Source organism: Bartonella sp. MF74HXZ, from assembly GCF_042194445.1.
In the GTDB taxonomy this organism is placed as follows: Bacteria; Pseudomonadota; Alphaproteobacteria; order Rhizobiales; family Rhizobiaceae; genus Bartonella; species Bartonella grahamii.
This window is the reverse complement of the sequence record NZ_JBHIMW010000006.1, coordinates 101,062-125,739: the sequence shown is the minus strand read 5'-3', so window position 1 is coordinate 125,739 and position 24,678 is coordinate 101,062. Positions and strand designations below refer to the sequence as shown.

Below are 24,678 nucleotides of genomic sequence, written 5' to 3'. Positions count from 1 at the left end.
TCTGTCATAGCGCACATATAAATACGCAACAGCCTTAATGGGGGAACATGATCATCAAAGCACAAACCATTCTCTGCCTTGATCTAGATACCAAGACAGAATGGACAATTTCTCGTGTAAACAGCAATATAACAAGTGGCACTGTCAATTTTGGATCCTATCGTTTTAAAGGCGATGGTATGCGCTATTTGCGTTTTCAGCAATAGCTTACAAAAATGAAGGTAACAACAGACAAAGGCAATGCCTCAAAAGAAGAAATGATTAACGCGGTGTGTGCAAAAGGACATGCGCTACAAGATCACTTGGAAAACAGTCTTTTGGCGAAAGCCAATCTTGTACGCAAGGCTGTTTTGAACACCCGTGAAAAAAGGCTGAAAGAAAAGGCAATGAGACAGAATTCAAGACCACTCACGTTGGTTGAAAAGCAAAAGCTTGAAGGGATTTTAAATGGTCTTGGAGGAACAGTGAAAAACATTGCAAGTTAGCAAACTAGTGAAAAGTGCTGATCGTTTTGTGATTAGATGTACATTTAAATCGACATAAAGGCACCGTACACAGCGATTTAAGATTTTATGATAAAAAATTTATAATATAAAACGCTCTGTACGGTCAAATTTGAGGCAAATAGACAAATTTGTAAAATTAGGATTAAAGCATGTTCATTTTAAAACATCTATTCTTAAAAAACCGTAAACAGCCCATACGAAAGAGGTTTGTTGCAACAGCAGTGGGATATGCACCATGGGGGATGGGGCAGAGGAGTATTTTTACAAGCTCTACGAATATGAAAACGGTACAAGAGAGTGTGAAAAATTTGATGCTGATCAGTATTACAAAACACCTAAGAATGCGGATTTTAGTACCAAAGCACAATTAAAAGCATGAGTTTAGGTGGTGCTATTCTTAAAAAACGTTCTCAATTATGAACCTCTTATAGACGAGATCAATAAAGAGATCAAAAAATTATCGAAAACCGCAGGAAATCAATATGTTTACAGATAAGAAGCTAAGAGCCTTGTTTGGTATACTTTTATATTTTTACGTTTTTTAGGAATAAAAATTGACTTTATTCAGAGTATTTTGACATTCGCGTCTGTTTCTTTGGTAATAATCACAACTATTTTTGCAATTTTATACAATTCTAATATTCCTTCTGAATTGCAGAGCAACCCAAAATACAAACACGGCAATACAATGGGTTGGAAGACATTAACACGTGATTTACAACAGTATATGCACAGCCTCTTAAAGCTAATAAATTTAGCGCTTGTCGTTTTAAGTTTCCCAAGTAGTTATAAAGAAACGGTCTCTTTGCCTATCATTTCTAAGTACGTGGAGCACAAGTTTTCTTTTCCATTGGATACTGATACTTAGATATTGCTCTTTAGTACTCTTTTTAGTCTGTGTATTGTTTCTTATGTTAAGCACACGCAATTTAATAAACATGTCCATTTACGCACTACAGTACTCAGTTAAAAAGCCATAGTAAAATTTCCGATTTTATAATTTTTTACAAAGCATTCATTCTTATGAACTTATAGACAGCAAGCTAGAAAAAGCAATTTATATTCAATTAGGTAAGTATAAAAAAGAAAAAAATTGCAAAGTCATGCTGTTAAGAAAGTATCAAGTGTGTAGAAATACTTAGAGTTAAGCGGATAGGTTACGAAACAGCCTCTCCCATGTCTTTAAAATACTGACTATCTTTTGTGCTTGTGAGAACATATAATGATTTTGTCGGGTGTGGTTATGTCATACAAGACCCTTTTTAGGGGAAAGTATAGCGACAAACTTAATGCCGTGTTTTCAACGCCCAGTGCCTTTATAGGGTGTCAATTGAAAACTCCATTACGTTAAGAATTACTAGCATGAACGCTATAGTTAAAAATCAAATGACCTCCATTATTGCTACTGTTGCAAATGATTCCCCCCTTTCAAAAGCAAGATCTTGCAAAAAAATATGAATTAACAAATGAAATGAAAACTGTGAAAGATCTTTTAAGTGATCGAGTTCAAACCATTTATCGCATACGTGCATTAAGAGACTTTGGTAATGTAAAGGCGGATGACTTGGGTGGGTTTATAGAGCATGAGGGCAACTTAAATCACGAAGGGAATTGCTGGGTTGGTGGTAATGCATGGATTTATGATGATTCCTATATTTCTGATGATGCTCAGGTTTGTGGTCAATGCTAGCATTTGTGACACTATGCTTTTAAACAGTAAAAAGAAAGCCATGTCATTTGCATGATGTGGCTTTATGTTTATCAAAAGATAAAAAACATAATTTTATATGTTGAAAAATAATAATATCATTTTGAAATAATTGAAAAAATTATTAAAAAAGTAAGTGTCAACATGCTAAATAAAGTGATGTTAATTGGCTATTTAGGTGCTAATCCCAAAAGCAAAACAATGAATTTTGCTACAGAAATAGTCAATTTTAGTATAGCGACTTCTGAGAGCTATATAGATAAAAGGACCAATCAAAAAGTAGAGAAAACAGAATGGTATTCAGTTGTGATTTTTAATCCACATTTGGCAAAAATTGCACTTCAATATCTAAACAAAGGTTCAAAGATTTACGTAGAAGGCAAATTACAGACACGCAAATGGCAAAAAAAAAATAGGCATGACCATCACTCAACAGAGATTATCTTACCACAATTTAAAGGCGAGTTGTATTTGCTTGATGCAAAGAAAGATCTATCGGCATCCCCTACCCCTTCACCCATTACTACCCAAAATTACGCTAGCGTTTCAGGTGCTGCTGATCATAGCACATCTCTTAATGATGCTATCCCATTCTGATTGATAAAATATGACAAAAAGAAAAAAACGTACAAAACATGGACGTCCTCGGATTAAAGGATGTATCAGAGAATCAAACGGACACATCTCCCGAGCAAAAACACCGGCAGATACCCAAACGGGTAAAATGATATAGCCTCTCTTTTTCCCCCTTGCACGACGCATGATACGCCCCACCGGCCTGTATCACATCCACATGACTTTTACGGAGATGTAAAAACATAACCGCATCAAAAGCAGGGACATCCCCCTCAGACAGACATCTTATATTGGTGAGCACACGGCAGACATTCTCCTGCGCATCTTCCTTAAGCCAATCAAAGGCTTTATTGCGTTCTTTGGCACTTTGTGTTCCATCAATATGAGAAAATTTACAGTCAAGAGGCGAAGTCTCTTTATGGACCTTATGAAGATCATACAATTATTTCTGTATTTCTTTAGAATTGAATGTACCGCGGATACGTTTAGACGTATTGATATCTTTACAAAAAGCCAAAGCCCGACGCATGAGATTTTGGTCATCACTCAAGTCAACCTTCAGATCTATTTTAGCAAGGGCGTGATGACAGCCTATGATCTTGATTTTATCATCAAGAATAAGTTCATAATTCTCATCTGTTATCAGATGTTGAATGGATTGACTGACTTCCTCTTCATCAACACCCCAAATAATAATCTTATAAGGAGCTAAAAGTTCATTCTTAACAGCTTTGGAGAATGTATAGGTAATAAAGCTCTTTTCCATAGAGCTCTTCTTCGTCCATGGATGCCACAACGGCATTGATCTCATTGGCTTTCTTTTTGGCATTATCCGTAAAGACTTTAGGAGTTTCTGTCATGTACAGACGTTTTTTACCCCGAATGATGCTGTTATCGTGAACCTTGATAAATTCAGATTCACGTTTATCTGTTCCCAACACAACCCCAGTCGTACGGTGTGCTTCATCACAAATGATCAAATCAAATTCGGATAAATCACATTCCTTTTGCGCATCCGCAATCACTTGGATTGATTGGTAAGTAGCAAACACCACGGTCATTGCATGTGCTAAGGCTTTATTTGCTTTTTCTCAAAGTTTTTGAGCATCAGTTGGTAGCTGGTAGAGAGAGATCTGAAACATCGAGTTCGACAGCATCATCTTGTGTTTTACGATGCTTGCCAATTCATGTATCAGAACATACCGCAAAGGAAAGCAAGGGGACTTGTGCAGGTGTAAGCGCCCTCGCATTCATATTCCGGAAGCCTGAAAGTACTGAGTTTGAATCAGCTTTTTGCTTTTAGTGCTCATCGCACTTGGACATAGCAAAATCTCCCAGAATTCCGATACACCCACAGAGTGGGCTCATTTTATGATCGAACTTTAGGGTTTTCAGACCCTACTGATCGCTGCGTAGATGACCAAAAACACCTTTAAAGTATTGAAGGAATTTCACGCGATTAGCAACCAAAATGAAAGCAGTGTTTCTTGTCTCTCAAAGACTGTAAGATTGGGCACTCTTCAAAAGAGAGATAATGCCAAAGGCTGTCATCATGGTTAATTATCAACCCACACAATGCCTTTTGTTCAGAAAACGCACAGCACGAGATAAGAAAAAATGTTGTTTGCAAAGTTCTCTCTTGCCTATACAAAGAAAAAATAAAAAATTTGGAGGGCTCCTATGATAAATGACATTTACTGTGTTGGACGCAATTATGTTGAACATGTTCATGAACTAGGCAATGTTATTGAAGATGAACCCGTTATCTTTAGCAAGCCAAACAGTTCACTCGTTTTAGACAATGAAATTTATCTCCCTGACTTTTCCAAAGAAATACATTTTGAAACTGAAATTGTGCTCAAAATCTCAAAGGATGCTTTCATGGTCACGGAGGCAGAAGCAGAAGAATGCTATGATGCCATAGCAATAGGTCTTGATCTCACAGCGCGTGATTTGCAAACAAAACTGAAAGAAAAAAAGCTTCCTTGGCTTTTATCTAAAGGATTTAAAGGCGCCGCATACGTCTCTGACTTCATAAACAAGGAAAAAATAAACAACCCAATAACCTTTGCAATGAAGCTGAATGGCGAAACAAGACAAGTTGGCGATACGAAAAATATGATCTTTAGCTTTGAGAAGATAATATCATTTTTGAGTCACTACATTCAGCTAAGACGTGGTGATCTCATATACACAGGTACTCCACAGGGTGTAGGAAAACTTTCTCAGTTTGACAGAATAGAATTATATCTCAAAGATCAATTAATTTCAGAGCTAAAGGTAAAATGAATCATCAAATACTGACCTTTTTCATTGTTTCATTTTTTTTAGTCATCTCACCGGGGCCGAATATGGCCCTTATCATCGATAATGCAACAAGATTAGGAAAAAAGAACGCATTTGTAAACGTTTTAGGATTGTGTACAGCAACATATGTGCATAGGGCATTTTCCATACTAGGTGTATCAGCGCTCATTCTCAACAACAAAACGCTGTTTCTTTTAGTAAAACTCATGGGTGGCAGCACTTTATTATACATGGGCTTTAAATCGATTAAATCTGGGATACACAGCTTAAATTCAAAAGAAAGAAGTTCAACGAATGAAAAGAGTGCTATTGGTAAAACAAAACTTTTCACCAGCTATATGGACGGTTTTTTGACACAAATACTAAATCCCAAAGTATCAATATTTTACATAGCGGCCTTCCCGAAATTTTTGTCTTCTGGCGGTGGAATTAAAAAAGGCTTTGAACTTGTCACAATACATTCTTTCAATATCTTTGCATGGTTTACTTTAATGACCATTTTTATATCATTTGCCAGCTCCGCTCTAAAAAAGCAGCGTATAAAAGGTGCGATTAATATAGCAACAGGAACAGTTTTATCTCTGTTTTCTTTTTTCATTGTCTTTGGATAGTTTTATCTTTTGATAACAAATTGCAAAGCTACATAGAGCAATCTTTTTCTGATTCTGTCTCTCACGATGAATAGCTCAACCTCTAACAGAGCTTATACAATCCCCAGTTTTTTTCTTTGTATAACTGAATTGCGCTGCATTTCTTTATCATAGTCTCAAGGATTTTTGTGTAAACGATGTGAATTTCTCGCAACCTTTTATAAAATGTTATCAATATCTAAACAAAATCCTTATTCATCACTTTAGAAGAAATAAGCTATGATATTCCTCTTTTCATGAAACAAAAAAGTGATTTTAAAAATAATTTTAATTTTCTATCATTAAGAACTGTTTCTTAAACTAAGATGAGAACTCTTGAGCGCTATTTGAGCCAAAATTAAAACTCTCACCATTATGAATAATAACAATTAAAAACTCCCTATTCAAATATCTGCTACGTTATTTAAGAGGAAAACATCCTCTTTTTTCAAAACCATATTCTTGTCTTTATCCACACAAAATCATAAAAAACGTTTTTTTTCTTTACACCTCATTTATATCATGCTTCGATACAGAATGATGCATTTTCAGTGTAATTTAATCTCAAAATAATTAAAGGGAACCCCCAAAAAATGAACTGTAAACAAAATTTAAAAGATGGTCCTCAGATGAAACTACAACGTGGCCTAGATAACCGTCACGTACAACTTATCGCCCTCGGTGGAGCTATTGGAACAGGTCTCTTCATGGGATCAGGAAAAACAATTAGTGTAGCAGGCCCTTCCATCATACTCGTTTATGCTATTATTGGATGTGCCCTATACTTTGTAATGCGTGCTATGGGAGAATTATTGCTGTCTAATCCACAATACCGATCCCTTATTGATTTTTCAACCGATATGCTAGGACCGGGAATCGCTTTCTTTGTGGGCTGGAACTATTGGTTAAGCTGGGTTGTGACTGGGGCTGCAGATATTATTGCTATCATTAACTATATGCATTTCTGGTGGCCAACACTTAATCCATGGATTGTTGTTTTTGCTTGCATTGGTTTCTTTTTAATCCTTAACCTCCTTGCCGTAAAATTTTTCGGTGAACTTGAATTCTGGTTTGGTCTTATCAAAGTCGTAGCAATTTTGGCATTAGTTATTGTTGGATTTTATATGATCGCTACAGGCTTTACCTCTCCAAATGGTACTGTTGCCTCTCTTAACCATGTATGGAACGATGGAAATATCTTCCCGCGAGGAATTACAGGTTTTTTTGCTGGATTTCAAATCGCCATTTTTTCTTTTGTTGGTATAGAAATTGCGGGAACAACGGCAGCTGAAGTTAAAGAACCTAAAAAAGTTCTCCCTAAAGCAATTAATGCAATACCGGTACGTATTGTGCTCTTTTACATCCTTTCTCTTGCTGTGATTATGTCCGTTACACCTTGGAATCAAATTGTTCCAGAAAAAAGTCCCTTTGTCGCCATGTTTTGGCTTGCAGGCATTCCAATAGCTGCTGGTTTGGTCAATTTTGTTGTTCTCACCTCGGCTGCCTCTTCAGCAAATAGTGGTATTTTTTCGACTAGCCGCATGATATATGGGCTTGCAACACAAAAAGGTGCTCCTCCAATTTTAGGGAAGCTTTCCAAATACCATGTTCCAGCCAATGCTCTGTTCTTTTCCTGCCTATGTATTTTAGTAGGATACACAATTGCATCATCATCCCCAAGCATCATAAGTGCTTTTACAATTGTGACGAGCATTTCAGCGATTGCATTTTTATTCGTATGGTCCGTCATTTTGATTAGCTATATTGTGTATCGTCGCAATCACCCTCATCTACATGCTGAATCCGTCTACAAAATGCCGGGAGGTGTCATTATGTGCGGGATCGTGTTAGTCTTTTTTGCTTTCATGCTCTATTTATTGACATTAGAACATGATACCCTAACAGCTTTAAAATACAGTATCTTTTGGTTTATTTTCCTAGGTATAATGTATTTTATATTTATAAGAAAAAAAATCGCTCCAAAGAACAAATAAAATCTATACAAAACATCTCAAAAAGGGGTAACTAAAGGTTACCCTTTTTCTACTTAACCTCCTCCTTCATACCTCAAAAGGCGAGGATTCCTCGCAAGTTTGGGTTTGTAAACAATCCGACTTTGTTAAGAGAGATGCCTACTGACCACTTATATGATTCACCTACATAAAGCTCTATGGGCTAGCCCTACCCTAAATACTCACCACACATTCTAAAAATACTTAATGTGTAAAATTTTATATGCTTTATATCACTACTCTAAACAACAGTATTTTACTGCATTATAGGATAAGAAATGCGCTATTCTGTGAAGAATTCTCTATAAACTTCACTGATATTGTTTACTAATTAAACATGAAATTTTATCTAAAATCGCCCCCCAAAAATTTATATTCAATTTTTTAGCAAAATTAAAAATACAGCTCTAAACAGAATATATCTTAATAGCTATCTACAATAAAAAAAGATTCTATGAAAATATTTTTCTATTTATTGTATATAATATAATATATTATGTTTATAATATATGTATAAAACATAAAAAATATAATATAATTTATATTTTATTTCTTATGTATAAAATAGTTATTCCATTAATTTATAATGTTTTTTCTTTGTTCACATATAGTCATAGAAAAAAATTCCTTTACTCCTTAACCATAGCGTGTTCCGATAGAAGAGATTACCTTTTTTAGGATAATTTTTATTTAAACGTAACTAAGGGGAAATTCCCAAAAATGAACAAACAAAATTTAGAAAAAAAACCTAAGAAGAAATTGCAACGTGGACTACATAACCGACACATACAACTTATAGCCCTTGGTGGAGCGATTGGAACAGGTCTCTTCATGGGATCAGGAAAAACAATCAGTGTAGCAGGCCCCTCAATTCTACTCGTTTATGCAATTATTGGTTGTGCTCTATACTTTGTCATGCGTGCTATGGGAGAGTTATTGCTTTCTAATACACAATATCGATCTTTTATTGACTTCTCAACCGATCTTCTAGGTCCGTGTGCCGGATTCTTTATCGGCTGGACATATTGGTTGTGTTGGATTGTCACCGGAACTGCTGAAATTATTGCTATTGTCACTTATACACACTTTTGGTGGCCTGAACTCAATTCGTGGATTCCTGTTATAATTGGTCTAATGTCCTTTTTAATTCTTAACCTCGTCGCCGTAAAACTATTTGGCGAACTTGAGTTTTGGTTTGGTTTTATCAAAATCGTAGCAATTCTAGTCTTAATTGTTGTAGGATTTTATATGATCTTTACCGGTTTTGTCTCTCCAAACGGCACGGTTGCTTCTCTTAGCCATATATGGAATGGTGGAAATATTTTTCCGCGAGGAATTACAGGCTTTTTTGCTGGATTCCAAATTGTTATTTTTGCTTTTGTTGGCATTGAACTCGCTGGAACAGCTGCTGCTGAAGTACAAGAGCCTCAAAAAGCTTTACCACAGGCTGTTAATTCAATACCAATCCGCATTGTATTCTTTTATATATTCTCTCTTCTTGTGATTATGTCTGTGACGCCGTGGGATCAAATCAGTCCAGAAAAAAGCCCATTTGTAACAATGTATGCACTTATTGGTATTCCAACTGCTGCTGGTTTGATGAACTTTGTTGTCCTCACAGCTGCCGCATCTTCAGCAAATAGTGGAATTTTTTCTACCAGCCGTATGATATATGGGCTAGCAACACAAAAAGGTGCTCCTAAATTTTTAGGAAAACTTTCTCGTAACCACGTTCCAGCCAACGCATTATTCTTTTCATGTTTATGCATCTTATTTGGTTATGCAGTTGTATCGTTATCTCAAACCCTCATAGCTGCTTTTACAATTGTTACGACGATTGCCGCAATTTTGTTTATATTTGTATGGTCTATCATTTTGATCAGCTATATCGTCTATCGTCGTAATCGTCCTCTCCAGCATACTGTCTCTCCTTATAAAATGCCAGGAGGTGTTGTTATGTGTTGGGCGCTTCTTATTTTCTTTGCATTCATTATTTATTTATTATCATTAGAATCTGATACTGCCATAGCTTTAAAATACACTCCAGCGTGGTTCATATTTTTAGGAATTGTATACTTTCTTTTTGGAAGAAAGAATTATGCAAAAAATTAAAAAATAAAGCTTATGTTGCAAAAAACATATAAAAAAGGGTAACTAAAGTTACCCTTTTTTGATATTTATCTATAAAATTATAAAAGCTATTAACAAAATATCTCTTTAGAAACTTCAATTACGCTCTTTATCAACCAAAGCGTTAGACTTTATCCAAGGCATCATAGAACGAAGTTTTTTACCAACTTCTTCAATAGGATGATTATCATTTAAACGCCGCATGCCTTTAAAATGAGCTGCACCAGCTTTATACTCTTGAATCCAATTTGACGTAAATTTACCTGTCTGAATATCCTTCAAAATACGCTTCATTTCTGCTTTTGTTTCATCAGTAATCACGCGTGGACCAGACATATATTCGCCCCATTCAGCCGTATTGGAAATCGAATAATTCATATTTGCAATGCCCCCTTCATACATGAGATCAACAATCAGTTTAACTTCATGTAAACACTCGAAATAAGCCATTTCCGGTGCATAACCTGCTTGTGTTAATGTTTCATAACCTGCTCGAATCAGTTCAACAAGACCTCCACAGAGAACCGCTTGTTCACCAAAAAGATCAGTTTCGCACTCTTCTTTAAATGTTGTTTCAATCACCCCAGCACGTCCACCACCAAGACCACATGCATAAGACAATGCTACATTATGAGCATGTCCTGAAGCATCTTGTGCCACCGCTATTAAGCAAGGAACACCACGACCAAGTTGGTATTCATTGCGCACTGTATGACCTGGACCTTTAGGAGCAATCATCACAACATCAACTGTTTTTTTAGGTTCAATTAAGCCGAAATGAATGCTCAAACCATGCGCAAAAGCAATCACTGCCCCATCACGTAAATGATCATGAATATGCTCTTTATAAATATCAGCTTGCAATTCATCTGGTGTTGCCATCATGATGAGATCTGCCCATTTTGCAGCTTCCGCAACACTCACCACTTCAAAACCATCGGCCATAGCCTTCTTAACTGTTTCCGACCCTGAACGCAAAGCTATTTGCACATTTTTAACACCGGAATCTTTCAAATTTAAAGCGTGCGCACGCCCTTGAGAACCATAACCAACAATGGCTACTTTTTTCCCTTTAATAAGATTAACATCCGCATCACGATCATAATAAACACGCATAAAAAACTTCCTTCTTTTTCTATTTAAACTGGATTTCAGATTATTTTTATTAAATAAGAAACATTATCTTCAGTGCATCACACACTTATAAAGACAAAAAACACCGCTTATAAGAACATAGCAATTGAATAATTTTTAAAGTTTACATATTGCATAAAAAAAACTGTAGTCCCCAAACATTCCCAAAACATATACGGATCCCCACATCAACTTCAACTGCTATTCCACAAAAACAATAATTACACAAAACAAGATTTTTAAAGAAAATATATTTTCTAATATTTTACTCTTCTATCGTGCAACAAAACACTATATTCTAAAAATTAAGATACAATATACAACTTTTAACATGAACCAAATCAATACGGATAGCAAGAAAAATTACAAAATAACAAGTATTGTTTTAATACAATTTTTAAAAGCATATACAAAAATATCTTTAGAATAATAGAGAGGACGTTTTTACTTTTTACATTCTTTAATATCAGCGCTTCTCACGCGAAAAAGAACACCCCCATACTGACATTATGTTATTCATTTATGGCGTCTTATAAAAAACTTTTAATGTGCTCGAGCCCTTTTCAAAAGTCCCCTATAATCGCCTAAAAGATTTATTGCACACCACTCTCTTTACTTCATAAAGCTACAAGTCGATATCATCATTCTATTTGACAGCTCTTATTGCATTAAGCCTATTCATAAAAAGCATTTTCTGATTTTAAATCTGTTCATGATGAAATCATCAAAACCCTTATATGCCAAAAACTGCCACAACATTGAATTAGCCAATAAAATGATGATAGCAATAGACTTCATATCATCCATAGAGATTTTACATTATACTATTTACAGATAACCCGTAAAATGAGCTCAAACATCAAGAAAATTTGTGTATTGATCCATAAAAATCCTACGCATTCCTTTACAAGGAAAATACTTTCCAACCCCTATTTTTTCTCCCTAATAGAGATAGTACAAATAAAAAACATCTCATACACTCAAAAACAAAAGATAGAAAGCAACCAATAAACAGAGCAACAATAGAATATTTATAATGCACGCTAATAGTGCTATTTATCTAAACATATATTATTTTTTTAAGATAAATTGGCAGAGCTTTATAAAAATTTCTCTTTCAATTTCATAGAGAGAAAAAGATTACGATAATAACCGGATAAAACGCTGAACAGTATCACGCATTCCATACTCTAATGCATCGGCAATGAGCCCATGGCCAATAGAAACTTCATCAAGCCAAGGAATGTTTTTGACAAGAGCAGGAAGATTAGCAATCGTCAAATCGTGACCTGCATTGATACCTAATTGCAGTTCTTTGGCTTTTTTTGCTGCTAAAACAAGTTTATTGAGCTCTTGATCCTGTTTTATCTTATCCTGAAATGCCCCCCCATAAGGTCCAGTATAAAATTCCACACGATCAGCCCCTATTGCTTTAGCAATATCAAGACCATCGATCGTAGGATTAGCAAAAAGTGATACACGAATCTTTCTTTTTTTCAAATGCTGAATAATAGGTGTTAAAAATTCTGCATCATGAGCAAAATTCCAACCATGATCAGACGTTGACTGCGCTGGATCATCAGGAACAAGGGTAATCTGATCAGCATACTTTTCTGCTATATCCAAAAATTGATCACTGGGATAGCCTTCAATATTAAACTCAGCTGTAGGAAAATTGTTCTTGATTAAACAGTATATATCTGGCAAATCTGCAAAACGAATATGCCTTTCATCAGGGCGTGGATGAACAGTCAAACCTGCTGCTCCAGCAGCAAGCGCTATATGCCCAATATTCGTGATACTTGGCCACGGAAGATTACGTCGATTACGCAAAACAGCAACAGCATTAAGATTAACCGAAAGTTTTACCGCCATGCCCATTTCCATTTTTCTGTAGTGTGTAACAAGATAGAAAAAAGGCATTTTCCATCTGAAACTTAGATAATATACATATTTTTTTCTATCGAACAATCATTAAACGTTCTGCTGCGCGCGTAATTCCCGTATAAAGCCAGCGCGCATACATATCACGAAATGCAAAACTTTCATCAAACAAAACGACGTTATTCCATTGAGAACCTTGCGCTTTATGAACCGTTAATGCATACCCATAATCAAAATCATCATATCGCTTTTTTAATTGCCATGAAATTTCTTGATCAGGGTTTTCAAACGCTGCTTTTAACAGTTTAATCTTTGCTACCCCACGCTCACTTTCTTCTGGTTTAACAAGAAGATTAATACTTGGTTTAACTGTTTCCTTCTGTGAAGTCATCACCTTCCATAAAGAGCCATTCAACAAACCTTTAGTAGGATCATTTCGCAAGCACACAAGCTTGTCTCCTGCTTGTGGATAATCTGCTGTAAATCCTTTTAACACACGCAAACGCTGATTATAAAGGTAGCGCGTACGATTAACCCCTACCAATACCTGATCAGCATCCAAAACCAATTGTTGATTGACCTCTTTACGTGTAACAACGCGAGCTTCTCCATAGTCACCATAAGCAATATTGCGTCCTTCACGCACATCCATAGCAAGACGTATAATCGGATTATCCCGCGCTTGCCGATGAATTTCTGAAAGAAGAAAATCTGGTTCTCCATTAGAAAAAAATCCTCCACCTGATATAGGAGGCAATTGACCTGGATCACCAAGAACAAGAATTGGCGTCCGAAAGCTCATTAAATCACGTGCCAATTTCTCATCTACCATCGAACATTCATCAACAATAATGAGCTTAGCTTGTGCAGCCGCACTCCTCCGATTTAATGTAAATGTTGGAGCAATAGACTTTTTTCCCGTAACTTCATCGGAAACTTCTTCTTCCCCACGTGGACAATAAATCAACGAATGAATAGTACAAGCATTACTGGCGCCTTTAGAGCGCAAAACCTGTGCCGCTTTGCCTGTAAACGCCGCAAACTGAACAGAACCATCAACTGTTTCTGCAAAATAGCGTGCCAGCGTTGTCTTACCCGTCCCCGCATAGCCAAAGAGGCGAAAAAGTGGAGAACGCCCCTCTTTCAACCACGCAGCAACAGCCTTCAATGCATTATCCTGTTCCGGTGAAAATTGCATAGCTTACCAACATAAGATTTGCATAAAAAGAGCAGTATTTTGAAAAAAACCGACTATCAAGAAAAACTTTTTTATTAAGAATTGCTGACACACGCCCATCTAACAACTTTCGTAGCACAATTATCAATTATTTACCCATTACTTTTTCAAGATATTGTAAAAATCTAAATTTTATCTATACATCGATCTTCTTGGTAACACCTTATACTTATCAAGTAAAATATCATTTTTTACAACAGTAACACCAACAATGAAATATACATATCTTAAATTTAAAATAATACCTATATACGCTTTTTCTAACCAAAATTTAGAATGAGAGAGCATTGCAATTGCAAAACCCTCGCTAGAAAAAATGTCCTTAACAGGATAAGAATAATGTAATTTTATGAATACTATTTTACACAATCACTCAGCTTTCTTGCACATAAAAATAAAGTACATCCACTATTACGAAATAATAATTAAATATATCAAACACCTTTTAGCAAAAATAGAAATAGCTCTCAACAAAACGACTTAATCCTATGATGATACACCTATAAAGTTCCTATCTCCCTCTTATCATGATTTTAATAAATTTACTCTTCATGCTACAAATAAGTTATATCTCAACGAACAAAGAGAAACATCACGCTTATATGAAGCACGCTTTATCTCGCACAAATATGTAGCTTTTTCTGTTTCGACAATAAAATCTGGTTCGTAAGTATGGCCTTCTTGGTAGTCTATTATAAGAAAACTGGGACATGGGTTTCAGTCCAGCGTAGCACTTCAGGTCCGTCCTCTAAAATATGAGAAAAGTGCAATTCTCCATCTACTGAGTCAAACTTTTTGTCGCAATGTGTTAAAGTTTATAAAAACTAACTGATTAATGATATTCTTATTGCTAAAAATAACAATGAAATCAAGGGGTATAATTTGTTAATAGGCTTGGCGTTATGTCAAAATATCAGCGACGAGATTGCTTTTTGATTGTTTTAGAAATGAAATAATGAGCTCCAATATTGATGAATGAAACGGGAGATTTAAATTGAAAATATTAATTCCAGATGACTATCAAAAAGCCACCCTAAAATTACAATCTATTACAAAATTAATGAAATCGCATGAAGTGCTGGTTATAAATAATTTAGCTAAAGAATGTGATTTAGAAGATAAGCTCAAAGAGATAGATATTCTTATCTTAATCAGAGAGCGGACTATAGTTGATAGAAATCTTCTCCTGAAACTGCCAAATTTAAAATTAATCTGCCAAACAGGCCCTATAGGTTCACATATTGATATAGAAGCTTGTAGAGACTTAGGAATTAAAATATTAGACGGTGGTGGAGATCCAACTTCTGCTGCTGAATTTGCGTGGCTCTTAATTATGTCTGCGCGTAGAAAACTCTGTAAATCTGTATCTGATATGAAAAAAGGACGATGGCAAACAACATTTGGCAACCAAATGAAAGGGGCTACTCTTGGAATATTCGGGTTTGGGCGTATTGGTAAAATGGTTGCTCAATATGCTCAAGCTTTTGGTATGTCCATTTTGGTTTATGGGAGCGAACGTTCAACGCAAGAAGCAAAAAATTTAGGTTATCATTTTACGCATTCAAAAGATGAATTTTTTACACGTCCTGACATTATATCCATCCATTTACGTTTAAGCGATAAAACCAGAGAAATCATTCAATTAAATGATCTATTGAGCATGAAACCTCATGCTATTTTTGTCAACACAGCGCGTTCAGCTTTGGTTGAAAAAGGGGCGATAGAAAAAATACTAAGTTTGGAAAATTCAACTTACTTTGCACTGGATGTTTATGACAGCGAGCCGGTATATGAGAGCAAATTATTGCAATCAGATAGAGTTCTTTGCACACCGCATCTGGGCTATGTGACTGAAGAAAGCTTTGAGAATTATTTTGAAAAAGCTTGCAAAAATATAGCTTCTTTTATAAAGAGCGCTTAATGCCGGATGAGCCAATGTTTGTAAAATTTATCTTATATCGCTAGCCTATCAAATTTGCACGACACATAATAGCTTATTTCCTTAAATTAAGCATATTCCTTAGCTTTCATATTAAGACCAATCGTATTGACAGATTTTTATGTAATCAGCATAAAATACCTAATTTATTGTTGCAAGCATTATTAAAAAAAAGGCCACTTTATTGGAATACACTTTAATTGGAGGGGGCATAGTGAGCAATAATAAATTTATAGAAAAAAATTATTATAGATGGATTATATTGCTTGTTGCCACTATCGCTCAAGCATCAGCTTGCTTCTTTGTTCAAGGGATTGGTCCTTTAGCTGAATTTTTTAAGAAGGATTTCTTGCTTAGTGACTCTCAGATAGGTTTGCTGTCTTCAGCAGCGCAGTTCCTACCTATTATTGGGTTACTTGTAGCTGGCGAATTACTAGACAAGTTTAACGAGCGCTATATTGTTGGAGTTGGCGCGATCGGCGTTTCTGTCGCTCTTTTGTTGGGAGCAATCGCAAATAACTATATTTCCCTTTTGGTTTGTTTGCTAATTGTAGGGGGATTTTATAGTTCTGCTCAACCCGGTGGTGCTAAATCTGTTTCTTCATGGTTTCCACAATCGCAGCGCGGATTTGCAATGGGAATAAGGCAGGCGGGACTACCATTAGGTGGTGCATTAGCTGGGATAGTTCTTCCTGCTAGTGCGCTTGTCTATGGCATACAAGGTGCGTTTTTGGTCGGTGCCATCGTTTCTTTTTTAGGTGGATGTATATTTATTATTTTTTATCACTCACCAGCAAAAGTTGTAGCTATCGTTACAGAAAGCAAGACAAAAGTTTCGTTCTATGCAAATGTAAGGTCTCGTCTTGCGATGTTGGCTGCACCGCATATGAAGAATATCATTTTTTCAGGCGTTTCACTTGTGATAGTTCAATATGTTTTAACCATTTTTATAACGATTTATTTTTATAGAATCTATCACCTGTCTTTAGATAAAAGTGCTTTTTTGTTTTTTGTTTCACAGGCTTCTGGTGCCTTAGGAAGAATTATTTTAGCAGCGTGGAGTGATCATTGTAGAAAAGGACGATTTTTTCCTGTCTTGTTTTGCATGATTGCAATCGTTTTTGGATTTTTAATATTAATTTTGGGCATGAGTGGATCGATAATTTATTTAACTATTTTATCTGCTTGGTTAGGTTTTTTTGGATTAGGATGGTATGGCCCTTGGGTTGCTTATATTGTAGACTCTTCGCCGAAAGAAAGCGTTGGTTTTTCTCTGGGGTTAGCAATGTCTGTAAATCAAATCGCAATTATTACTGCTCCACCATTATTTGGATTAATCCAAGATTTTACAAACACTTATTTACTAACATGGCTGATTTTAATTTTAATGATTGTTTTTTCACTTTTTTTAATAAAAAAAATAGGGAAATATAATTGGAGAGGAAATTATAATGATAAATGAAAATACTTTTGAATTGAGCAATATCGAAAGAGACAAACTTTGAGAAGCTTTAGACCATGTTATTTATGATCCATACGGGTGGTATTGAATATTCGGTTGAACTAAAAAATAGCATTTTCGCTGCTACCACATAGAATATTGACAATTCTTATGAATCAAAAGGGGGCTATTACCCCTAGACCATGTAATCTTTGAAAACCTTCCTATTGATAAACAAATTAATACGTCACCTAATCCTTATAATTTAGATGCGTCTTGTAAAAATGGCTATATTAGCGAAAATTTAATTATGATGTTTTCTTTATTGATCGGAGAGCCTTATTTAATTAAGTTTGAAGGCGAACATATAGTAAATAACCTAGTTCCTTTAGAAGATAATAAAAAAGATTATACAGGATTAGGATCTGAAGTTGAGTTAGATTTTCATATAGAAAATGCTGCACTAAAATTTATAACGGGTTTAAATTTATCTCCTAAAGGGATATTTTTCTGGTGTTCACAATGATGTTGATGGCCCGTTAACGAGAATATCTGATGCGCGCCTAGCTTTAAAACTTTTAAGTGAGGAGGATTTGAGGAGCTTAAGGGATAATTTATATATAATTAATGTTCCCTATAGATGGAGAAAATTGGGTAACCTCTGCAAGTAAAGTGCCTCCTAGTTCAAGAGGACGGTGAATTCCAAGATATCAGCGCTGTTTTTTATCCGAGCATGTTAGAGCCACAGTCAAAAAAAGCTAAGGAAGCTTTAAATCATTTTTATGAAGCTATGAAGACTGTATCTTTTGGAATTGACGTACAACTAGGAAGATTATTATACATTGATAACAGAATGGCTCTACACTCTGGAGGTAAATTTTTTGGATCATTTGATAGTTATGAAAATTCAATGCGGTGGATTCAAAGAGTGTTTGTGTCTGCAGATTTATGGAATCATAGATATGTAAAACAAATAAAAGAAAGAGTATTTGATTTTCAATGTTAATGTCCTGATAATGATACGATGTTGAGTATTATTCCAGTTTATATATATATTGACTACACATCTCATATGTATAGATCTCCCCCGCATAATCAGGTGAGATTACTACCTGATTATAAGCTATGGTGGCTAATTGATTTTCTATGGCTGCATTTATCTTTGTTATTTTTGCCCTTCCTTTCAAGCCGCTAGGGGGATTCTCCTATCAAGCCTTTGAAAGAGCGATTTGGAGCAATTTCATAATGCGAAACCAAAACATAGTGACAAACTTTTCTATTGTTTTCATAGGCATGACGGTTTTCATGGTCGCACCCTTCAAGCACGGTGGCTTTTTTTTGCACAATGGAATCTTTCATATATGAGACAACATAATTAATTTATAAGAGACAATTCAATGTATTATCTAAAAAATGCAACGAAATAGCTATTAATGTGAACATATGAATTAAAAAAACAAACATCGCGTACAAATAAATTCAAACATAATTGGGCACACGACTTATAACATTTTTTAGATGAACAAATAATAATACACCCCATGTCTTTAAACAAAGAATGTCTTTAAACAAAGAATGAAAATCATAAAATGAGTTCTAAGGATAATAGGAACTCTCCACAAAGAAGAGACAGAGATGAAGACTTTAAAGACTTCATCACCATCCTTTACTATTTTGTTAACATATTCATTTTATACAAGAATCTTTCCCTCGGAAGAAACAGCATTTGCAACAGCTTCCTCGCTTGCCTCATCGGGTAATAACATCTCATTATGAGCACATCCCGATGGGATCATAGGAAAACAGTTTTCTAAATGATAAACACGACAATCAAAAAGAACAGGCTTATCACAGTCAATCATCTGCTGAATTTTATTATCAAGTTCATCGGGTTTTGAACAATGAATTCCCACGGCTCCATAAGCTTGTGCTAATTTCACAAAGTCAGGCATAGATTCCGTATAAGAATGAGAAAGACGATTACCATGTAGCAATTGCTGCCACTGGCGAACCATCCCCATATACTGATTATTTAAAATGAAAATTTTTACAGGTGTGTCATGCTGAATAGCTGTTGCAAGTTCTTGAATATTCATCTGAATGGAGGCATCACCAGAAATACACACAACAAGCGCATCAGGATGGGCTATTTGAACACCGATAGCCGCCGGAAGACCATACCCCATCGTTCCAAGACCACCAGAAGTCATCCAATGTTTTGGTTCATCAAAATGATAATACTGTGCTGCCCACATCTGATGCTGTCCGACATCCGTTGTGATATAAGCATTCGCATCTTTGGTCAGTGCATAAAGCCGTTCAAGAGCATATTGTGGCATGATAACATCTTTTTTTTCCATATATGCCAATGAATTACGTGATCTCCAACGATTAATTTGCGTCCACCACGCCTCACGGACTTCACTGTTAAACGCTGGTTTCTGTATCTTTAAGAGTTGCGTCATATCTCCTAAAACACAAGCCACATCGCCAATAAGTGGAACTTTCACTTTTACGATCTTATTAATAGAAGAAGGATCAATATCAATATGGATAATACGCGCATGAGGTGCAAATGCATCCAATCGCCCTGTGATACGATCATCAAATCGTGCTCCAACAGCTAACATAACATCACAATCATGCATGGCCATATTAGCCTCATAGGTTCCATGCATCCCAAGCATTCCAAGCCAATTTTTGCCAGAAGCGGGATAAGCACCAAGCCCCATGAGTGTTGACGTAATCGGAAAATCACCCAGTTGAACTAAATCGCGCAAAAGCTTTACAGCTTCCATCCCCGATGAAATAACACCACCACCAGAATAAATAACAGGACGCTTTGCTTCTACTAAGAGAGAAACAGCCTCTTCAATAGCCTGCGCATTCCCTTTCGGCTTTGAATAAGAACGCATAAATGTCGGCGCTTGAGGTGCTCTATAAATTCCTGAAGCAAATTGAACATCCTTAGGAATATCAATCAAAACCGGTCCAGGACGACCTGATTGAGCAAGAGAAAAAGCTTCATGAATAATAGCCGCAAGATCATTGACGTTTTTAACCAGCCAATTACGCTTCGTACAGGGCTTTGTAATTCCAACCGTATCAGCTTCTTGAAAGCCATTTGTTCCAATGATCGTTGTCGCTACCTGACCAGAAAAACAAACAAGAGGTATAGAATCCATAAGAGCATCTTGCAAAGGTGTAACAGCATTCGTTGCGCCTGGACCAGAAGTCACAAGCATAACACCTACCTTTCCAGTACTGCGTGCATAACCTTCAGCAGCATGCCCTGCAGCTTGTTCATGGCGCACCAAAATATGCTGGAGTGTATCTTGGTGATAGAGCACATCAAAAATAGGCAGAACAGCCCCACCAGGATAACCAAAAATATGTTTAACCCCTTGATCTATAAGAGCCTGAATCACTATTTCAGCCCCCGACATTATTTTTCCATCTGCACTCTCTTGCTTTCTTGGATCATTTCTCATTTTTCCCACTCACCTACTTGATAGGACAATAAAAAAGCCCCTAACGGAGCCCATAAAAAAAGACCCCAAAGGAGCCCATTACACAACACATACTGTATGATCACCCCCATTATTCCAACGTATAAAATATATAAAAATTTCCTTGTAGAAAGATTTCTAATTCCATTGATACCATTCGTCAATAAAAAATTATATTTTCTAAAAAATTCTTTTTCACGAATTATCTTTTATCTTTCGATAAGTTTCTTTGCAAAGCTCTAGCTCTTTTATCAAAAAGTAAGCATCCATTCTTCATCAAATTGATTACGAAACCATGTCATTTGTCTTTTTGCATATCTCCTCGTTTGTGTTTTCACCGCTTCAAGAGCATTCTCAAAGCTTCTATATCCATCCAAATAAGCCATAAATTCAGGTATACCAATAGCCTTCATTGCTGGTAATGAAGGGGAAAGCATAAGATTCTTCATAATCATCACCTCTTCTAAAACTCCTCTTTCAATCATAGAATCCAAGCGTTTATGAATACGTTCATAAAGCAGAGGACGTGGTGGCATGAGAAGAATTTTTTCGGTGAAATTCGGCGCAATGAGAGGTGTTGTTTTTTGTTTCTGCCACCAACTGAGCGTCTTACCGGTTGCATCATAAACTTCCAAAGCACGAACAATACGCTGTCTATCGTGCGAAGAAATTTTTTCAGCAACAACAGCATCAATCTGCAACAACTGGCGATAAAGACTTGCAACGCCCTCTTTATCAAGCCGAAGTCGCCACTTCTGCCGAACAACATCTGGAACATGAGGGATTTCCGAAATTCCCTCTAAAAGAGCACGAAAATAAAGTCCTGTTCCACCAACAAAAATAACTGATCTTAAAGAAAAAGTAGCCAATAGCTTCTCGACATCACACAACCATTGCCCTACTGAATAATTCAAAGTAGGACTCACATGACCATAAAGATAATGTGGAACAATCGCAGTATCAGCCTCCGTAGGCCGTGCCGTTAAAATATTTAAAACATCATAAACCTGCATTGAATCAGTGTTAATAATGAGAGCATTTTTTTCTTGAGCCATTTGCAAGGCAAGTTCTGACTTCCCACTTGCCGTTGGTCCCGCTATTAATGTAACTGTTCTCTGTGTCATGAATAGCAATTTCTCCCAATCAATAACTTATTGCAACACACAGCCCCCCAAAGCCCCTATGAAACTTATAAAAAAAGAAAAAATGGACTTAATAACGACACCAAAGGAATTTCCAAGCATTTTTGCTATCATAATTCAATAATAAACTACAGCCATAATCATTCTGTCCGTTAGTCCATTAAAAATAAACATATTCTTTGTCATCATTTATGAAAATAATACTGAGTTTAATATATACAATCAAACAGCCTTACTTTTTCCTATAAAAACAGCATACTACTCCGATTTATAATAAGAGATTCAGAAATTGTCTTTTTAACGCTCTCTTTTTTATAACTATTTTTTCATCCATCACCAAGAAAGGTATAAATATATATAACTAATTTAGTCTAACATGATTTTTCTCTAGGATAACTTTTTTCAAACTGAAGTGAAAAAACGTTCTCTATAGCACACAAAGTACAATCACAAAGTGCTAAAAGTCTCACTAGATAAAACATTATTTATAATAATAATTGCACCCTTTATTTATAATAGTTGAGCGTTTTGCAATCTGAATAAGAGCTCCCAATATCATGAGATTTTCTCATTTTTATCCTTCTCATAAAGTGCCATATCAATACCATTCACTTGTGCATCAAAAGCAGAGATAAAAATTGACTTAAACACAAGACAGAGATCTCTTATGCAGCATTTCAAAGCCTAGGCTGTTGCAATATTAGGAACTAGCAAATCTATTATGGTACCAACTGATACTTTTATTTAACGCAAAAATAGAGCTGCCCAACGGATTTTATGTTATACAATCCATGCTCTTTGTCGTGAAATGAGCTTGAAAAATATTGGACATCACATGACTGAGCTACAAAGCAGCCCATATACTGAGGCTGATAAAAAATAAAAAATTAATTTTTAAGCCTCAATCTATTGGGGGATCAATCCATTAGAAGCGTTACGAATCGTAACTCTCCATCTGGACGCGCTACGATGAATAGAGCATTTTTGCGTCCAGCTTCACGTAATTTATGAATACGTTTTTTAGCCTCATCGATTGTTGTGATAGCACTCTGATTAATATCAATAATGACTTCACCAACGCGAATACGCTTTTTATCCGCTGCGCTATTTTGTGCAACAGATGTTACCACTAGTCCTCGAAGTTTATCTGAAATTGAATAACGATGACGCAAATCCTCTGTCAATTCAGATAGCGTCATTCCCATAAATTGCATTGTCACGCTTTTCGACAGATCATTGTCTTTTTTATCATCAACTTCTTCTTCTATATCTTCATTTGCATCTGTTTCAATCAAACGTCCAAGCTTAACTTTTACTGTTTTTTCTTGCCCATTCCGTAAAACAGTAACATCCACCACTTTTCCTTCTGAACTTTCTGCAACTAAACGCGGCAAATCACGTGCATGCTTAATTTTGAAATTACCAAAGGAAAGAATAACATCTCCAGTTTGTAACTGGCTATTATCTACATTATTTTCTTCCGTCTGTTCTATTTTACCAGCCACCAATGCTCCTACAGCATTGTCCAATTTTAAACTTTTTGCAATATCCTCTGTTACCGGCTGAATACGAATAGCCAACCAACCACGCCTTATTTCTCCAAAATCACGCAATTGATTAATAACAGAAAGGGCCATATCCGATGGAATAGCAAACCCAATACCGATAGATCCTCCAGAAGGTGAAACAATTGCTGTATTAATGCCAATGACTTCACCATTTCTATCAAATAACGGACCACCAGAATTGCCCCGATTAATTGCTGCATCTGTTTGAATAAAATTATCATAGGGACCAGCATTAAGATCACGGTTACGTGCAGAAATAATACCAACCGTTACACTTCCACCAAAACCATAAGGATTACCAATAGCCATAACCCAGTCACCAATACGTGCTTTTTCTGAGTCACCAAAACGCACAGCTTTTAATTTTTTACGTCCCGCATCCACTTGAAGTAGTGCCAAATCAGTTTTGCTATCCTTGCCAAGAAGCTTCGCCTTGAGTTTTGTACCATCTGTAAAATTAACTTCAATATCATCAGCATCAACAATAACATGATAATTTGTAACAATAATCCCTTTTTGCGCATCAATCACAAAACCAGACCCCAAAGAACGCACCTTTTGAAATTGACTATTTTTTTGACCATCTTTGGGTGTAAAAAAATCATTAAAATATTCCTCCAGCAATGAATCTTTGGGAATAATGGGTACCGAAGTATTTTCATCCTGTTCGGTTCCTTCAACAGTCTGTGCCGTAGAAATATTCACAACCGTCTCCAAAAGCTCAGAAGCTAAATCAGGAACAGAAAGCAATGTCTTGTTTGTCTCTGCGCCCCAAGACAAATTCACTGATCCTGATAAAAACAAAACCACACACAAAACAACTCTTGTGATAAAAGACTTCAAAAACGTATTTCTACTCACGATACTTCTATCCATGACATGCCTTTAACCAAAGCTGAAAAGAGCCCTACCCAATTTATTATACAAAATCAGTATGGCTTAACACTGTCTTACAT

Annotated in this window: 19 protein-coding genes and 3 pseudogenes; 14 read left to right on the top strand and 8 right to left on the bottom strand. The window is 35.9% G+C overall.

What is annotated here, in order from left to right; translation table 11 throughout:
• The first annotated feature begins 47 nt into the window (after positions 1–47).
• From ACFIJ8_RS06695 to ssb, 6 genes and pseudogenes are all read left to right on the top strand, one after another.
• Entirely contained in the window at positions 48–206 is a 159-nt protein-coding gene (locus ACFIJ8_RS06695) for a hypothetical protein (RefSeq protein WP_375629766.1), read from the top strand.
• Positions 207–215: 9 nt separating this feature from the next.
• Positions 216–485, top strand: a complete 270-nt coding sequence (locus ACFIJ8_RS06690; protein WP_375629769.1) for a hypothetical protein — start codon at positions 216–218, stop codon at positions 483–485.
• Between the two features lie 170 nt (positions 486–655).
• Positions 656–1,002 (top strand): annotated as a pseudogene (locus ACFIJ8_RS06685) (hypothetical protein).
• Positions 989–1,486, top strand: a pseudogene (locus ACFIJ8_RS06680) (hypothetical protein). Before ACFIJ8_RS06685 ends, ACFIJ8_RS06680 begins: the two co-directional pseudogenes overlap by 14 nt.
• A gap of 491 nt (positions 1,487–1,977) precedes the next feature.
• On the top strand, positions 1,978–2,196 hold the full coding sequence (locus tag ACFIJ8_RS06675) for a hypothetical protein (RefSeq protein ID WP_375639245.1): 219 nt from the start codon (positions 1,978–1,980) through the stop codon (positions 2,194–2,196).
• Between the two features lie 162 nt (positions 2,197–2,358).
• Complete coding sequence (gene ssb / locus ACFIJ8_RS06670) at positions 2,359–2,811, top strand: single-stranded DNA-binding protein (protein WP_273788541.1); 453 nt, start codon at positions 2,359–2,361, stop codon at positions 2,809–2,811.
• An 87-nt stretch (positions 2,812–2,898) separates the two neighbouring features.
• Here the strand turns inward: ssb and ACFIJ8_RS06665 are convergent.
• A pseudogene (locus ACFIJ8_RS06665) lies at positions 2,899–4,017 on the bottom strand (helicase-related protein); the annotation flags it as partial.
• A gap of 453 nt (positions 4,018–4,470) precedes the next feature.
• On the opposite strand from ACFIJ8_RS06665, the gene ACFIJ8_RS06660 reads away from it, so the two are divergent.
• From ACFIJ8_RS06660 to ACFIJ8_RS06645, 4 genes are all read left to right on the top strand, one after another.
• Positions 4,471–5,079, top strand: coding sequence for a fumarylacetoacetate hydrolase family protein (locus ACFIJ8_RS06660; protein WP_273788540.1), 609 nt, complete (start codon positions 4,471–4,473; stop codon positions 5,077–5,079).
• Positions 5,076–5,708 (top strand): LysE family translocator, encoded by a 633-nt coding sequence (locus tag ACFIJ8_RS06655; RefSeq protein ID WP_338071677.1) that lies wholly within the window; start codon positions 5,076–5,078, stop codon positions 5,706–5,708. Before ACFIJ8_RS06660 ends, ACFIJ8_RS06655 begins: the two co-directional genes overlap by 4 nt.
• Positions 5,709–6,319: 611 nt before the next feature.
• Entirely contained in the window at positions 6,320–7,720 is a 1,401-nt protein-coding gene (locus tag ACFIJ8_RS06650) for an amino acid permease (protein ID WP_273788538.1), read from the top strand.
• Positions 7,721–8,458: 738 nt separating this feature from the next.
• The gene (locus tag ACFIJ8_RS06645) at positions 8,459–9,850 is read left to right on the top strand and encodes an amino acid permease (protein WP_375639244.1); all 1,392 of its coding nucleotides are present in this window, start codon (positions 8,459–8,461) and stop codon (positions 9,848–9,850) included.
• Between the two features lie 114 nt (positions 9,851–9,964).
• Here ACFIJ8_RS06645 and ilvC read toward each other — a convergent pair whose 3' ends face one another.
• The 3 genes from ilvC to ACFIJ8_RS06630 form a co-directional block, all read right to left on the bottom strand.
• Positions 9,965–10,984: a ketol-acid reductoisomerase gene (gene ilvC, locus ACFIJ8_RS06640; RefSeq protein WP_015856608.1), complete on the bottom strand. Its 1,020-nt coding sequence runs from the start codon at positions 10,982–10,984 to the stop codon at positions 9,965–9,967.
• Positions 10,985–12,142: 1,158 nt separating this feature from the next.
• On the bottom strand, positions 12,143–12,877 hold the full coding sequence (locus ACFIJ8_RS06635) for a pyridoxine 5'-phosphate synthase (RefSeq protein WP_273788082.1): 735 nt from the start codon (positions 12,875–12,877) through the stop codon (positions 12,143–12,145).
• An 85-nt stretch (positions 12,878–12,962) separates the two neighbouring features.
• Positions 12,963–14,084, bottom strand: coding sequence for an ATP-dependent RecD-like DNA helicase (locus ACFIJ8_RS06630; protein ID WP_375639243.1), 1,122 nt, complete (start codon positions 14,082–14,084; stop codon positions 12,963–12,965).
• 1,033 nt (positions 14,085–15,117) lie between these two features.
• On the opposite strand from ACFIJ8_RS06630, the gene ACFIJ8_RS06625 reads away from it, so the two are divergent.
• The 4 genes from ACFIJ8_RS06625 (at position 15,118) to ACFIJ8_RS06610 (ending at position 18,509) form a co-directional block, all read left to right on the top strand.
• Complete coding sequence (locus tag ACFIJ8_RS06625; RefSeq protein WP_375639242.1) at positions 15,118–16,044, top strand: D-2-hydroxyacid dehydrogenase family protein; 927 nt, start codon at positions 15,118–15,120, stop codon at positions 16,042–16,044.
• Between the two features lie 232 nt (positions 16,045–16,276).
• Entirely contained in the window at positions 16,277–17,524 is a 1,248-nt protein-coding gene (locus tag ACFIJ8_RS06620; protein ID WP_375639241.1) for an MFS transporter, read from the top strand.
• 289 nt (positions 17,525–17,813) lie between these two features.
• Positions 17,814–18,029: a hypothetical protein gene (locus ACFIJ8_RS06615; protein WP_375639240.1), complete on the top strand. Its 216-nt coding sequence runs from the start codon at positions 17,814–17,816 to the stop codon at positions 18,027–18,029.
• A gap of 207 nt (positions 18,030–18,236) precedes the next feature.
• Entirely contained in the window at positions 18,237–18,509 is a 273-nt protein-coding gene (locus tag ACFIJ8_RS06610) for a hypothetical protein (RefSeq protein ID WP_375639239.1), read from the top strand.
• Between the two features lie 185 nt (positions 18,510–18,694).
• Here the strand turns inward: ACFIJ8_RS06610 and ACFIJ8_RS06605 are convergent, their stop codons facing one another.
• The 4 genes from ACFIJ8_RS06605 to ACFIJ8_RS06590 all read right to left on the bottom strand — a co-directional run bounded on the left by ACFIJ8_RS06605 (position 18,695) and on the right by ACFIJ8_RS06590 (position 24,598).
• Complete coding sequence (locus ACFIJ8_RS06605; RefSeq protein WP_375639238.1) at positions 18,695–18,847, bottom strand: hypothetical protein; 153 nt, start codon at positions 18,845–18,847, stop codon at positions 18,695–18,697.
• 347 nt (positions 18,848–19,194) lie between these two features.
• Positions 19,195–20,994, bottom strand: coding sequence for an acetolactate synthase 3 large subunit (locus ACFIJ8_RS06600; RefSeq protein WP_375628957.1), 1,800 nt, complete (start codon positions 20,992–20,994; stop codon positions 19,195–19,197).
• Positions 20,995–21,263: 269 nt separating this feature from the next.
• Positions 21,264–22,136 carry a tRNA (adenosine(37)-N6)-dimethylallyltransferase MiaA gene (miaA, locus tag ACFIJ8_RS06595; protein ID WP_273788075.1) on the bottom strand — a complete coding sequence of 291 codons (873 nt, stop codon included), beginning with the start codon at positions 22,134–22,136 and terminating at the stop codon, positions 21,264–21,266.
• 935 nt (positions 22,137–23,071) lie between these two features.
• Positions 23,072–24,598, bottom strand: coding sequence for a Do family serine endopeptidase (locus tag ACFIJ8_RS06590; protein WP_375639237.1), 1,527 nt, complete (start codon positions 24,596–24,598; stop codon positions 23,072–23,074).
• Positions 24,599–24,678 lie beyond the last annotated feature (80 nt).

Coding starts and splice junctions, on each gene's coding strand:
- ACFIJ8_RS06645 (WP_375639244.1), top strand. CDS start 8,459: ATGAACAAACAAAATTTAGAAAAAAAACCTAAGAAGAAATTGCAACGT.
- ACFIJ8_RS06695 (WP_375629766.1), top strand. CDS start 48: ATGATCATCAAAGCACAAACCATTCTCTGCCTTGATCTAGATACCAAG.
- ACFIJ8_RS06635 (WP_273788082.1), bottom strand. CDS start 12,877: ATGGCGGTAAAACTTTCGGTTAATCTTAATGCTGTTGCTGTTTTGCGT.
- ilvC (WP_015856608.1), bottom strand. CDS start 10,984: ATGCGTGTTTATTATGATCGTGATGCGGATGTTAATCTTATTAAAGGG.
- ACFIJ8_RS06660 (WP_273788540.1), top strand. CDS start 4,471: ATGATAAATGACATTTACTGTGTTGGACGCAATTATGTTGAACATGTT.
- ACFIJ8_RS06690 (WP_375629769.1), top strand. CDS start 216: ATGAAGGTAACAACAGACAAAGGCAATGCCTCAAAAGAAGAAATGATT.
- ACFIJ8_RS06675 (WP_375639245.1), top strand. CDS start 1,978: ATGAAAACTGTGAAAGATCTTTTAAGTGATCGAGTTCAAACCATTTAT.
- ssb (WP_273788541.1), top strand. CDS start 2,359: ATGCTAAATAAAGTGATGTTAATTGGCTATTTAGGTGCTAATCCCAAA.
- ACFIJ8_RS06650 (WP_273788538.1), top strand. CDS start 6,320: ATGAACTGTAAACAAAATTTAAAAGATGGTCCTCAGATGAAACTACAA.
- ACFIJ8_RS06590 (WP_375639237.1), bottom strand. CDS start 24,598: ATGGATAGAAGTATCGTGAGTAGAAATACGTTTTTGAAGTCTTTTATC.
- ACFIJ8_RS06610 (WP_375639239.1), top strand. CDS start 18,237: ATGTTAGAGCCACAGTCAAAAAAAGCTAAGGAAGCTTTAAATCATTTT.
- ACFIJ8_RS06615 (WP_375639240.1), top strand. CDS start 17,814: ATGATGTTTTCTTTATTGATCGGAGAGCCTTATTTAATTAAGTTTGAA.
- miaA (WP_273788075.1), bottom strand. CDS start 22,136: ATGACACAGAGAACAGTTACATTAATAGCGGGACCAACGGCAAGTGGG.
- ACFIJ8_RS06630 (WP_375639243.1), bottom strand. CDS start 14,084: ATGCAATTTTCACCGGAACAGGATAATGCATTGAAGGCTGTTGCTGCG.
- ACFIJ8_RS06655 (WP_338071677.1), top strand. CDS start 5,076: ATGAATCATCAAATACTGACCTTTTTCATTGTTTCATTTTTTTTAGTC.
- ACFIJ8_RS06600 (WP_375628957.1), bottom strand. CDS start 20,994: ATGAGAAATGATCCAAGAAAGCAAGAGAGTGCAGATGGAAAAATAATG.